Consider the following 12,839-nt stretch of genomic DNA (forward strand, 5'->3'; position numbering starts at 1 on the left):
GTGGGATTGTTCTGGAACAAGAAGTCCGGTGAACCGCAGGCGGTTGCCGAGAGTGTCGACTCTTCGGGCGATGCGCATGGCGTCATGCCAGCACAGCCGGGCAAGACAGCGCGCCTGAAGGGCACGCTGGTCGCGCGCGGTCTCTGCAAGAGCTATCGTGGTCGCCAGGTCGTCAATGGTGTTTCGTTCGGCGTGCGCGCCGGTGAGGCGGTTGGCATCCTTGGTCCAAACGGCGCTGGCAAGACAACCTGTTTTTACATGGTGACGGGTCTTGTTCCGGCCGATGCCGGTTCCATCGAGATTGACGGTTTCGACGTGACGTCGATGCCGATGTATCGCCGCTCGCGTCTCGGTATCGGCTATCTGCCGCAGGAAGCGTCCATTTTCCGCGGCCTTTCGGTCGAGAACAATATCAAGGCCGTGCTTGAAGTGGTCGAAAAGGACCGCAAGAAGCGCGCTTCCGAACTCGACGCACTGCTGGAAGAATTCCATATCGCGCATCTGCGCAAAGCACCTGCCATCTCGCTTTCGGGTGGTGAGCGTCGTCGTCTGGAAATCGCACGCGCGCTTGCTTCGCGCCCGAACTTCATGCTGCTCGATGAGCCTTTCGCTGGCGTCGATCCCATCGCGGTTTCGGATATTCAGCAGCTCGTGCGCCATCTGACCAGTCGCGGTATCGGTGTTCTGATCACTGACCACAATGTGCGTGAAACGCTCGGTCTGATCGATCGCGCCTATATTATCCACGCCGGTCAGGTGCTGACCCATGGCCGCCCGGCCGAGATCGTCGCCAATCCGGACGTGCGCCGTCTCTATCTCGGCGATCAGTTCACGCTCTAAAGCATGTCTCCCGAAAGTGGGAACCGGTTTCGGGATAAAGATATGCGGAAAACAAAAGCTTAAAGCGTGTCACTTGAATATGATTGAACGCGACACGCTTTAAGTTTGCCTGACTGAAAATCTGTTTGACCTGAAAGCTCTGGCTTTCGGGTCTATTTGAGCTGGCTAACATAAAAGCCGCTCCAAAAAATGCATCAATCTTGCGACTATTTTCCCCTTTTGTCCCAAAACTGCACATTCTGAATTGACAAGCAAGGATCATACCAGTTTTGATCGGGAGGAAACTCCGGTCAGAAAGACCGGGTGAAATAGCGGCTCAGGGTTTTGGTCGACCGGTCGTTCGCAGGGGGAATAACGCGTCGTATGGCTCTGTCGCCCAAGCTAGATTTCCGTCAGTCACAATCGCTGGTGATGACACCCCAGCTGATGCAGTCGATAAAACTGCTGCAGATGACGCATCTTGAACTTGAGCATTTTCTCGATCTGGAAATAGAAAAGAACCCGCTGCTGGACAGAATAGAGGCAGCGAATGATGATTTCGCAGGCGCTGACGCTGCACCTGACGATGAGCGTTCTTCCGCAAGCGGCGACCTGACAGATGACCGCCAGTCGGATGAGGATGGTCCCTTTGATGAGGGGCAAGCCGACTGGTTCAAGACCGATGCGCCGGACGCCGCTGAAAACCTATCATCGACTTTCGACAGTTCACTGGAAAACATTTTTCCCGACGATCCGGGCCGTTATGACGAGATCAATCCAGACCTCGCCGCCCAGTGGAAATCGTCGACGCTCGACACCTATAGCAGCAGTGGCGGTGGCGGGTACGATCTCGATCAGGTGACGGCAAGCCGGATCTCGCTCGCTGATTTTGTGGGTGAGCAGATTGCGCTGACCTTCTCGCAAACTTCCGATCGTTTCATCGCTATGGCTCTGGCCGATGCGCTGGACGAGAGCGGCTATCTGCGCGTGGACATTATCGGGCTGGCGCAAAATCTCGGCGTCGAGACCACGGAGGTGGAGCGCGTTCTGGCTGTGATGCAAAGCTTTGATCCGCCTGGCATTTTTGCACGCGACCTGCGGGAGTGCCTTGCGATCCAGCTGCGCCTGAAGGACCGTTTCGATCCGGCCATGGCAGCACTGGTCGATAATCTCGACCTCCTGGCGCGGCGCGATTTCGCCACGCTGAAAAAACTCTGCGGGGTTGATCAGGCCGACATTCTCGACATGCTGTCCGAGATCCGCACGCTGGATCCGAAGCCGGGCGCTTTGTTCGAAGTGGCGGTAGCAGACGCCATCGTGCCGGATGCGGTCGTCACACCTTCGCGCGACGGTGGGTGGGCCATTGAACTCAATCCGGCGGCCATGCCGAGGCTGATCGTCAACAATGAATATTATGCCGAGGTAAGCGCTTCGGTGAAGGCTGAGGAAAAGACATTTCTGGCCGATTGCATGCAGACGGCGAGCTGGCTGGTGCGCAGTCTCGATCAGCGTGCGCGAACAATTTTGAAGGTGACGCAGGAAATCGTGCGCCAGCAGGACGGCTTTCTGCGCCACGGCGTCACCCATCTCAAGCCGCTGAACTTGCGGATGGTGGCCGATGCGGTGGGCATGCATGAATCCACCATCAGCCGCGTGACGGCGAACAAGTTCATGGAAACGCCGCGCGGCGTGTTTGAGTTGCGCTATTTCTTCACCGCTTCCATCGCCTCGTCGGAGGGCGGTGACGCCCATTCTTCCGAAAGTGTTCGGCATCGTATTCGCCAGATGATCGATGCTGAAAAGCCAGATGATGTTCTGTCTGACGACGCAATTGTTGATGCGTTGAAGAAAGACGGTGTGGATATTGCGCGAAGAACTGTCGCAAAATATCGGGAATCGATGAATATTGCTTCATCGGTTCAGCGCAGGCGCGAGAAGAAAGCCAAGCTTTCTGTCTCTTGATGAGCGCATCCCGGAACGCGAAGCTGTTTTCGGACGAGATGTGTGTCAAAACAACTGTTTAAACCACCGGTTACCCGGTGGTCTGGAATAGACGATTGTACCTCCAGAGCGATTTTTGACCGGTTCAAACCCAAAAGAAGGCTCTGAAATTTTGAACTTGAAGCGCCGTTCGATCAGAAAAAATCGATCATGATCGGGAGAACCGGCAGCGCTTCGGGTTGGCCAACTGGCAGGAGGACCAATTGACAAGCGACGTTTCAATCAATAGAAGCCCGGCTCGCGCTGCAGCGCTTGCCCGAAAAAGCTGGATTAGTCCGGTTTTGCGGGCTTTTGCGAATGTGGCACAAAATATGCATCGGCTTTTTCTGAAAGAGTTAGCGGATGTCCGATTGCTTAAAGGAAAGGCAGTTTAGCAGAAAGGGCAACGATCACGCGTTTGGGGCGTTGCATAAGACAAGGAATGTTCAAGGTGCCGTTTGACCGGTTTTTGATCGGAAAAGCGTGGATTTTGAAGGTGCTTCAAGGCTCTGACCGGCAAACCGGAACAAGTCTGAAAAACCCGTAGGATGAATGCCATCTTTGATGACGGTTCGCTTTGCGCTTCGCTTGCCTTGTGATTAGACTAAGCCCTGTGGTGTAACGCAAATGAGGTGTGCCAAATGACTCTGCGTGTATCTGGAAAGCATATGGACGTCGGTGAAGCTTTCACAACCCGGATCGTAGATCGGGTGAATGAAACGGTCGGCAAATATTTCGATCATGGCTTTTCCGGGCAGGTAACGGTCTCGAAGTCCGGCTCACGGTTCAGTGCGGATTGTACATTGCACCTCGACAGTGGTGCGACGCTACAAAGTACTGGTGATGCGCAGGATCCGCAGCTGGCTTTTGATGCGGCAGCGGACAAGATTGAAACCCGCCTTCGGCGCTATAAGCGCCGTCTGAAGTCGCGTACGGCTACTCAGCCAAATGCGATCTATGACGACGTGGCATATCGTGTTATGGCACCGCTTCCGGAGGAAGAGGAGGAGCTTCCGGCCGATTATGCGCCTACCATCGTGGCGGAAACGTCTGTCGCCCTGCGCACCATGTCGGTGGCTTCGGCGGTGGTCGAGCTTGATCTGATTGAAAATCCGGTTCTGGTTTTCCGGAACGCGGGCAATGATGAAGTAAACATCGTCTACCGTCGAGCGGACGGCAATATCGGCTGGGTTGACCCATCGACGGTTACCCGCCAGGCCGCGCCTCGCGTCTGACGGCAAACCCGAAGCGCACGTTATGCGTAACCGCTGTGAAGGGCGGGCCCATTCGTGGGTAGTTGCGTGCGCTTCCTAAAACCGGGCCGAAAACGGCCTGATTGAAGAAGGAACGGAGAGAATGGATCTTAGTGATCTGATTCAGCCGGGGGCGATTATCCCCGCGCTGAAAGCCAGCTCCAAAAAACAGCTTTTGCAGATTTTGTCTGAAAAGGCTGCGGAACTGACCGGTCTCCCTGAGCGTGAAGTTTTCGAAACAATTCTCCAGCGTGAACGCCTCGGTTCGACCGGGGTGGGCAGCGGTGTGGCTATTCCACACGGCAAGCTGGCGAATATCGGCAAGATTGCCGGTATCTTCGCGCGCCTTGAAACGCCGGTTGATTTCGAGGCGCTGGACGATCAGCCTGTCGATCTCGTTTTCCTGCTGTTGGCTCCGGAAAATGCCGGGGCTGATCATCTGAAAGCCTTGTCGCGCATTGCGCGTATGCTCCGCGATCCGGATATGGTCGCCAAGCTGCGAGGCACCCATGATGCACAGGCGCTCTATTCATTTTTGACAGCCCAGCCGGCCTCCAACGCCGCCTGAGACTAAAAGCGCCGGATTTGTTTGTACCGGCGCTTTGAAACCGATTTTAGCGAAGCCGTCACTCCATCAGAGTGGCGGCTTTTTCTATTTCAGCCATGCCACATAGTATTATTAGGCTCACATTATATATGGATTATGCAAGCGATGGCATTCATGTAGAAGGATTTTGTAAGACTCATATTGATGGAAAATAAATTGAAGAAATATGTTTCAGCTTTGATTGTCGCGGCAATGTTTTCAGGTGCTGCTTGTGCTGAAGAAACTAAAGGTGAGTGTGCTGAACGTGTCGCCAAAGAGTGTACCGCAGAGCACGGGAGCGATTTATTGGAGTTCAATGCCGATTATCATGATTGTTTATCGAGAAAAATGCCATTTTGCCCGGGTTTCGGCGGTTAAATTAAATTTTTAAAAATAGTTAACTATAGAATAAAATTTGTAAATATATAATTATATACTCGCTATAACTATATAGTTTCCAATTAAAAATTCTGAGGAATATAAATTGAAGAAATTAATTTTTTCATTAGTTGCTTTTTCGTCTATTTCGAGTGCTGCCTCATCTGAGGAATTTAAGGTTTGTTACGATGCGGCGGTGAAGTATTGCAATGCGAAACATCCAGATCTATTCTCAGAAGTAAATCTAGGGTGTGTCCGGGAAAGAACAATTATGTGTGAAGGAAATATTATAAAGCCGGAATAGTCGATTTATTCATGATTGAAGGGATTAATTCAGGATTTAAGAGGGGCCTTTTAATACTTTGAGAGAGTATATTTTCACTTTTTTTATGCTGGCTGTTGCGCTTTGTACCTTGCCAGCGAATGCTGAGAGTGCTGATCAGTGCTTCAAGCGGGAAATGGCGGCTTGCGACAAGGCTCAGCAAGAGGCCATTAAGGACGGACACGGAGACGCGTTTCATGAAGCATATAAGAGATGCGTGAGCAGCATTAATGAGCGCTGCGCGAAGCAATAAACAATAACTTCCGTTAAATCACGACAATCACACAATGATCGCGATAGCGGCTCTACATGGTGGAGCCGCTATCACTGCACATTCAACAAGGCTGCCATGTTAGTTGAGCAGCACCGTGCGTAATTCGTGTTCGTGTGCGCCTTGCAACGCCGTGGCGCGGACATCGGAGAGCACAATCGGCTCGCCGCTTGCGCCAAAGAGAGCCCAGAGTTCAAGGCCAGGCTCGATTGGTGGGAGAGCGGGGAAGCTGCGTGCAAGATCGTCGGAGCGGATCTTGCGTACGTAGGCAATTTCACCTTCGCCCAGATGAGCGAATTCATTTTCGGTGAGAACCTGTCTGTTCATGGTCTTAGCCTCCATTTGAGCGGCACACCATTCACGGCTATGCCGCACCAGAGCTTCACGATAGTTATCATAGCCTTAATGACTGAACGAAACCTGAACGTTTTTCAGTCTTTCACAGCTATGTTGATTTTCTTGATCAGCCGTTCCGGTTCCGGTCGGTCGAGGTCGACAGCGAGAAGACCGTTTTTCAACTCGCAACCCAGCACCCGCATGCCATCGGCCAGCACGAACACACGCTGAAACTGACGGGCCGCGATGCCGCGGTGCAGATATTCGCGTTCGGTGTCGTCGGTCTGCCGCCCGCGAATGACAAGCTGGTTGTCTTCCGTCATGACGTCGAGATCTTCGCTGGAGAAACCTGCCACGGCAAGCGTGATGCGCAAGCGCTCGGAGCCTGTTTCACCGCGCAGGCGTTCGATATTATAGGGTGGGTAGCCATCGCCGGATTTGGCAATCCGTTCGAGTGTCTTTTCCATCGTGTCGAATCCGAGCAAGAGAGGGCTCGAAAACGGAGTCATTCTTGTCATTGCATCAGTCCTTGATGAGAAGCGACCGTTATGAAGAGAACCCGTTCGGCGTATCTCTCCGCTAACTGATATGGCTTGTGAAAAGCCCGACTTCAAGGGCCAATGCCGGAATCCCCCTTCGTCATATCGTAAAACGACGATGGGGGAGGGCGATACCCGCCACTGTTGCGGGGCGGGTAGTGTCAAACTTAGCACATACTGAAACGCGCTCTACCGTCGTGCCTCGGCCAAGGCTGCGCGAAAGGCGTTGGCGAAATTTTCGCGGTCGTCGGGATTGAGGAAACTGCCGATGGCGACATGTTTGTCGCGGCTTTCAACGCTCATATCCGTAATGCCGATATCCGGCTTTCGCGCCACGCGAAAGCGTGTCCAGAACGGATTGAACCGATGCGCCGTCATTTTGCCGGAAGGGGCATATTGGCGGATATGCAGGGCTGCGCGCGAAACGGAAATCTCTTCACGAGCCCGGGCGGAGCGGTAGTTCCAGCGAAATGCCAGATAGATCAGCAGCACATCGAGGCCGAAAAAGCCGAAGATGGGCCATGCACCGATGGACCAGAACAGAATGCCGACAAACAGCCAGCACGCGATGAGTGCTGCCATCAGGACGGTGAAGCCCGTGCGTCCCAGTGAGCGATAGGGCGTCAGCAAGGCTTCAAAAATAGGGGTCTCGAACCTGTCCGGTTCAGCGCCGTCTGGATGGTGCATCAAAGTCTGAACCCTTGATCTGAAAACCGCCTGCGTCAAGCTGCGGGTTGTCTTCCAGGAACAGACCTCAGTATAGAGACAGAATGCAAAAGGCCAAAATCAAATCGCCCGTGACCGTTTCCGTCGCCGCAAGCAGCCCGGCAGCGAGCTCTGCCGTTCGCCGCCCGCGCCGCGTGGCCGGTACGCTTTATACGGCCGACGAGATTCACGAAATCTTCCGCCGTTTCTCCGTGCAGCGCCCGGAACCGAAGGGCGAACTGGAGCATGTGAACGCGTTCACCTTGCTGGTGGCGGTGGTGTTGTCTGCTCAGGCGACCGATGCGGGCGTGAACAAAGCAACGCGCGGTCTGTTTGCCGTCGCCGACACGCCGCAGAAAATGTTGGCGCTGGGCGAGGAAAAGGTTGGCAATTATATTCGCACCATCGGCCTTTGGCGCAATAAGGCGAAGAACGTCATCCTGCTTTCGGAAGCACTGATCCGCGACCATGGCGGTGAGGTGCCGGGCGACCGCGACGCGCTGGTCAAGCTGCCGGGTGTCGGGCGCAAGACGGCCAATGTCGTGCTCAACATGTCGTTCGGCCAGCCGACCATGGCGGTGGACACGCATATATTGCGCATCGGCAACCGGATCGGTCTGGCACCGGGCAAGACGCCGGATGCGGTCGAGGCCATATTGGTACGGGTCATTCCGGCGGAATATATGCTGCACGCCCATCACTGGCTGATCCTGCATGGGCGCTATACCTGCAAGGCGCGCAAGCCGGAATGCGAGCATTGTGTCATCGCCGATATCTGCAAGTCGCCGGAAAAAACCTGCGATGTGCCTGCCGCGCTGATTCCGCTTCCGCCTCAGGCGTAAGTTCTGACAGGTCTGGCAGCCTCGCGCTGCGAAATGGCCTTGTGCAGATGTACCATCAGCGCTGCTGCAAAAAGCGGGGTCAACAGATTGACCAGCGGAATGGCCATGAAACCGGCAATCAGCAGGCCTGCCAGAAAGACCGTCACGCCATAATGGGAGCGCAGCGCCTTGGCTTCCGATTCGGTGCGATAGCGCATGGCGGCGAATTCGAAAAATTCGCGCCCGAGCAGATAGGCGTTGATGACGAAAAAGGCGATCAGGTTGATCCCCGGCACAAACAGCAGGGCGAGAGCCACAAGGTTGCCGAGGATCACCACGCCGAGAAATTTCAGTGAAACGACGATGGAACGTCCAAGCGGTAGGGCATTGCCTGCCGGGTCGTTCGGATAATCCGTACGCTCGACCACTTCGGCAACGTCATCAAGAAACAGACCCGCCACCAGCGCCGTGACGGGCGCGATCATCAGCGCCAGAACAAGCGCTAGACCAAGCCCCGCCGCGATGGCGGCAACAATACCCAGCCAGCCTGCCCATGCAGGCATGCCGGGCAGCAATTGCTCCATCCACGGCCAGGCATAGATAAAAAAGATTTGACGAATACTGACCCAGAGACCGGCCAGCAGCAAAAGCGTCAAACCCAGAGTCTTCCAGAAAACCGAGCGAAACTCCGGCGTCAGCAGACGATTCAGGGCTTTCAAGGCGGCGTCTATGATCATTCTTTTTCCGTTTTGAGCCTGTTTTGGCTGTGGACGAAATGAAAATAGGTACGGCCAACGGGCCGTGCAAGCCGGGCTACCCACATCGCAGGATCGCGGCGGGGTAGCCAAAGAGAGAGCAAAAGGCTAAACCCGCACCCGAATATCTATCCCACCGCATCATGTGCAGGATAGATAGCTGGCGCCAAAGCCTCCCCCTGCCCAGATGAAGGGCGGGCTGGAGAATTGAAAAAAGGGGAGCTTTTCGAGCTCATGGCCACATTCGACGTTCTTTGCATCGGCAATGCCATTGTCGATATTCTCTCGCGTACGGACGACTCATTCCTCGAAACCAACGGTATCGTCAAAGGTGCAATGAACCTGATCGATGCCGATCGCGCAGAATTGCTTTATAGCCGCATTGCAGGTCCGGCGACCGAAATGTCTGGCGGCAGCGCGGGCAATACGGCGGCAGGTGTCGCCAGCCTCGGCGGACGCTCCGCCTATTTCGGCAAGGTGGCGACCGACCATCTCGGACGTGTCTTCGCGCATGACATCCGCGCACAGGGCGTGGCCTTCGATACGCGTCCGCTGGAAAAGGGTTCGCCGACCGCCCGCTCGATGATTTTCGTGACGCCGGATGGCGAACGCTCGATGAATACTTTCCTCGGCGCCTGCGTCGAGCTTGGACCGGAAGACGTCGAGACCTCCAAGGTCGCCGATGCCAAGGTCACCTATTTCGAAGGCTATCTCTGGGATCCGCCCCGCGCCAAGGAAGCCATCGTGATGGCTTCGAAGATCGCGCATGAGGCGGGCCATGAAGTGGCCATGACGCTTTCCGATCCGTTCTGTGTGGACCGTTATCGTGAAGAGTTCCTCGACCTGATGCGCAAGCGCACGGTCGATATCGTTTTCGCCAATGAGGACGAAGCCAAGTCGCTCTACCAGACCAAGTCGCTCGAAACGGCGATTGCCTCGATGCGTATGGATTGCAAGCTGTCGATCATCACGCGCTCAGAAAAGGGTGCAGTCATTGTGACGCCCGATCAGACGCTGACCGTTCCCGCAATCGAGATCGACGAACTGGTCGACACGACCGGCGCAGGCGATCTCTATGCGGCTGGCTTCCTCTATGGTTATACCAAGGACCGCTCGCTGGAAGATTGCGCACGGCTCGGCTCGCTTGCCGCCGGTCTCATCATCCAGCAGATGGGCCCGCGTCCGCTGCTCAGCCTTCAGGCTGCTGCAAGTCAGGCCGGCCTGATTTGATCTGACTATTCGGACCGAATGATCCGGTCGCGCTGGAGTTCTTCTTCCGTGCGGCCGGGACGGCTTTTATAAACCGGCAGGTTCCAGCCGAAATAAAGCGCTCCGCCGCGCACGGTAAAACTGGTCAGCGCCGCGACCACTGCCGAAAAGAACGGGTCGACGCCAAGGCGCGCCAGCCCGACATAGAGGCAGGCTCCGGCCAGCGCCGCCGTGATATAAATTTCCCGCCGCATGATCACCGATGGCTCTCCAGCCACCATATCGCGCAGGATACCGCCGAGTGTGGCTGTAAAAATGCCGGTGACGATGGCCACCGGCGCGCTGACGCCGAGCGCAAGCCCCTTGGCCGCACCCATTACCGTATAGGCCGACATACCGATGGCATCGAGCCAGAGCAGCACGCGATAGCGTGATTCCACCATATGGGCGGTAAAGTAGACCGCGAAGGCGGCCAGTGTGCCCGCCAGCAGGTAGATCGGCTCCTGAACCCAGAAAACAGGCGTGCTCAGGATGAGATCGCGCAGCGTTCCGCCGCCGATACCGGTGATATTGGCAAGAAAGATGAAGCCGACAATGTCGAGCTGTCGCCGCGAGGCGGCAAGCGCGCCTGTTGCCGCGAAGACGAAAACACCCGCAAAGTTCAGAAACTGTACGACGGTCACGCGGCTCCCCCAGCAAGATATGTGATGCGATTTTCTATTGCTCTGCGCGCCTTGGCAATATGGCTGTATGAACGCAGGTCAGCAGATACAAAAAAGCGGCGGATGGACCGCCGCTTTTTTTGTAATTTCGATGACGCTGCTTATCAGCTGTCGCCTTCCGCGCCGCCGGTCTCGGCAGCAGCCTTTGGGCCGCCCTTGGAAACGCCGACCATGGCAGGGCGCAGGACGCGGTCACCAATGGCGTAACCAGCCTGCACAACCTGCACCACGGTGTTGTTCGGCAGATCCGGGTTCGGCACTTCGAACATGGCCTGATGGAAATTCGGGTCAAACTTCTGGCCTTCCGGCTCAAGCTTGGTGACACCGTGACGTTCCAGCGCCTGCAACATGGCTCGTTCGGTCATTTCCACGCCTTCGGCCAGAGACTTCAGGCTGGCGTCGGCTTCCAGCATCTCTGCCGGAATGGTGTCGATGGCGCGGCGCAGATTGTCGGAAACCGACAGCATGTCGCGGGCAAAATTGGTCACCGCATAGGTGCGGGCATCCTGCACGTCGCGCTGGGTGCGCTTGCGCAGGTTTTCCATTTCGGCAGCAACGCGCAGAACCTGATCCTTGAGTTCCTTGTTATCGGCTTCGAGCGCGAGAATCCGGTTTGCGGTTTCATCAGCCGCATTGTCCGCTTCGTCTTCCGCAACTTCGGCGCTGGCTTCCGCCTTGCGCGCTTTCAGGAAATCGGCGGCAGCCCGGTTCAGCGCCTCACGATCCCGAGGATTGTTGATGTCGCGCTGCTCAAGATCGGGGTTCTGGGTTTTGTTTTTTTCGTCAGACATAATGCTTCTTCCGTCTTGAATATCTTCTGGGGCGGATATCGAGTTTCAGGCCATTAAAATCAAGGCTTAATTTCTGGTGACCCGGTAAGATTGACACCTCACCGCAAAAGTCTAGACACGATCTGGGCCGTATAGTCCACCATCGGAACGATACGCGCATAATTGAGGCGGGTCGGGCCGATGACGCCGAGCGCCCCGATGACCCGCTGTTCGCTGTCACGATAGGGCGCGACCACCAGCGATGAACCGGACAGCGAAAACAGCTTGTTTTCCGAGCCGATGAAAATGCGCACACCTGAACCGGTTTCGGCCAGATCCAGAAGCTGGACCATGCCGTCCTTGGTTTCCAGATCGTCGAAGAGATGGCGCAGACGCTCGATATCTTCCTGCGCGTGAATGTTCTCCAGAAGATTGGCGCGACCACGCACGATCAGCCGCGACGGCTGGTCGGAGCCGGTGCCGCCCCAGACGGCGAGGCCCTGTTCGACAAGTTCCTGCGAAAGCTGGTCCAGTTCCTGACGGGTTTCCTCCATCAGCACCTTCAGTTCGGCCTTGGCTTCGGAAAGCGTATGGCCGTGAATATGGGCGTTGAGGAAATTCGACGCCTCGACCAGTTGCGATGCGCTGATGCCGACCGGCAGATTGATGACGCGGTTTTCCACATCGCCATTCTGCATCACCAGCACGGCAAGCGCGCGGGTCGGCTCCAGCCGCACGAATTCGATATGCTTGAGCGCGCCTTCCGTCTTGGTGGCGAGCACGAGACCTGCGCCACGCGACAGGCCAGACAGGACCTGGCTTGCCTCGGTCAGTACACTCTCGACCGAATTGCTGTTACCGGCGGCGCGCACCTGCGCCTCGATGGACGAGCGTTCGCCCGGTGCCAGATCGCCGACTTCCATAAAGGCATCGACGAAAAAGCGCAGGCCGATCTGCGTCGGCAGACGACCCGCCGACACATGCGGCGCATAGATCAGCCCCAGATGCTCCAGATCGCTCATCACATTGCGAATGGTGGCTGGCGAGAGCGAATGCGGCAGCAGGCGGGACAAATTGCGCGAACCGACCGGGTCGCCGTCGTTGAGATAGCTCTCGACGACCAGCCGGAAAATTTCGCGCGACCGCTGGTCGAGCGAATTCAAAAGCTGATGTTCAGGCGATTTCATCATGATAGAGCGGCGAACCTGTTGATTGCTTGCCCTAAATATAAGGTTGCGGCGCTAAGCGTCAAAGGCTTTAGCTCCATACTGGCATTCCTCTCAACACTTCTCGACATGTCTTTGGGCTGGCGAAGCGCAAAATTCCTTTCTATTTGCGCCCGGGGAGCCTAAAAAGCCGCACGGAAGACTTTG

14 protein-coding genes are annotated in these 12,839 nt (G+C 55.9%); 7 read left to right on the forward strand and 7 right to left on the reverse strand.

The features are described 5' to 3' along the window. From lptB to QBD01_RS02440, 5 genes are all read left to right on the forward strand, one after another. Positions 1–840, forward strand: a complete 840-nt coding sequence (gene lptB / locus QBD01_RS02420) for an LPS export ABC transporter ATP-binding protein (RefSeq protein ID WP_182519186.1) — start codon at positions 1–3, stop codon at positions 838–840. 363 nt (positions 841–1,203) lie between these two features. Next, positions 1,204–2,781 (forward strand): RNA polymerase factor sigma-54, encoded by a 1,578-nt coding sequence (rpoN, locus tag QBD01_RS02425; protein WP_280991460.1) that lies wholly within the window; start codon positions 1,204–1,206, stop codon positions 2,779–2,781. Between the two features lie 659 nt (positions 2,782–3,440). After that, positions 3,441–4,034, forward strand: a complete 594-nt coding sequence (gene hpf / locus QBD01_RS02430) for a ribosome hibernation-promoting factor, HPF/YfiA family (protein ID WP_078339639.1) — start codon at positions 3,441–3,443, stop codon at positions 4,032–4,034. A gap of 121 nt (positions 4,035–4,155) precedes the next feature. Beyond that, entirely contained in the window at positions 4,156–4,620 is a 465-nt protein-coding gene (gene ptsN / locus QBD01_RS02435) for a PTS IIA-like nitrogen regulatory protein PtsN (protein WP_078339638.1), read from the forward strand. A 183-nt stretch (positions 4,621–4,803) separates the two neighbouring features. Then, complete coding sequence (locus QBD01_RS02440) at positions 4,804–5,016, forward strand: hypothetical protein (protein WP_280991461.1); 213 nt, start codon at positions 4,804–4,806, stop codon at positions 5,014–5,016. Positions 5,017–5,690: 674 nt separating this feature from the next. Here QBD01_RS02440 and QBD01_RS02445 read toward each other — a convergent pair. From QBD01_RS02445 to QBD01_RS02455, 3 genes are all read right to left on the reverse strand, one after another. Beyond that, positions 5,691–5,936, reverse strand: a complete 246-nt coding sequence (locus QBD01_RS02445; RefSeq protein ID WP_078339635.1) for a DUF1150 family protein — start codon at positions 5,934–5,936, stop codon at positions 5,691–5,693. A gap of 104 nt (positions 5,937–6,040) precedes the next feature. Continuing rightward, entirely contained in the window at positions 6,041–6,463 is a 423-nt protein-coding gene (locus QBD01_RS02450) for an Hsp20 family protein (RefSeq protein ID WP_078339634.1), read from the reverse strand. A gap of 210 nt (positions 6,464–6,673) precedes the next feature. Beyond that, positions 6,674–7,171 (reverse strand): DUF2244 domain-containing protein, encoded by a 498-nt coding sequence (locus QBD01_RS02455; protein WP_280991462.1) that lies wholly within the window; start codon positions 7,169–7,171, stop codon positions 6,674–6,676. A gap of 83 nt (positions 7,172–7,254) precedes the next feature. Between QBD01_RS02455 and nth the strand changes: the two genes are divergently transcribed. Next, the gene (gene nth, locus QBD01_RS02460) at positions 7,255–8,031 is read left to right on the forward strand and encodes an endonuclease III (RefSeq protein WP_280991463.1); all 777 of its coding nucleotides are present in this window, start codon (positions 7,255–7,257) and stop codon (positions 8,029–8,031) included. Here the strand turns inward: nth and QBD01_RS02465 are convergent. Then, positions 8,022–8,747 (reverse strand): sulfate transporter family protein, encoded by a 726-nt coding sequence (locus QBD01_RS02465; protein ID WP_280991464.1) that lies wholly within the window; start codon positions 8,745–8,747, stop codon positions 8,022–8,024. The genes nth and QBD01_RS02465 overlap by 10 nt on opposite strands. Before the next feature lie 252 nt (positions 8,748–8,999). On the opposite strand from QBD01_RS02465, the gene QBD01_RS02470 reads away from it, so the two are divergent. Beyond that, positions 9,000–9,995 carry an adenosine kinase gene (locus QBD01_RS02470; RefSeq protein ID WP_182519195.1) on the forward strand — a complete coding sequence of 332 codons (996 nt, stop codon included), beginning with the start codon at positions 9,000–9,002 and terminating at the stop codon, positions 9,993–9,995. Between the two features lie 5 nt (positions 9,996–10,000). On the opposite strand, the gene QBD01_RS02475 is transcribed toward QBD01_RS02470, so the two are convergent. The 3 genes from QBD01_RS02475 to hrcA all read right to left on the reverse strand — a co-directional run bounded on the left by QBD01_RS02475 (position 10,001) and on the right by hrcA (position 12,656). Beyond that, on the reverse strand, positions 10,001–10,657 hold the full coding sequence (locus QBD01_RS02475; RefSeq protein WP_078339629.1) for a trimeric intracellular cation channel family protein: 657 nt from the start codon (positions 10,655–10,657) through the stop codon (positions 10,001–10,003). Between the two features lie 143 nt (positions 10,658–10,800). Beyond that, the gene (grpE, locus tag QBD01_RS02480; protein WP_182519196.1) at positions 10,801–11,487 is read right to left on the reverse strand and encodes a nucleotide exchange factor GrpE; all 687 of its coding nucleotides are present in this window, start codon (positions 11,485–11,487) and stop codon (positions 10,801–10,803) included. 98 nt (positions 11,488–11,585) lie between these two features. After that, positions 11,586–12,656, reverse strand: a complete 1,071-nt coding sequence (hrcA, locus tag QBD01_RS02485; RefSeq protein ID WP_280991465.1) for a heat-inducible transcriptional repressor HrcA — start codon at positions 12,654–12,656, stop codon at positions 11,586–11,588. Between the last annotated feature and the right edge of the window lie 183 nt (positions 12,657–12,839).

The organism is Ochrobactrum sp. 19YEA23, from assembly GCF_029909865.1.
GTDB lineage: Bacteria > Pseudomonadota > Alphaproteobacteria > Rhizobiales > Rhizobiaceae > Brucella > Brucella gambitense.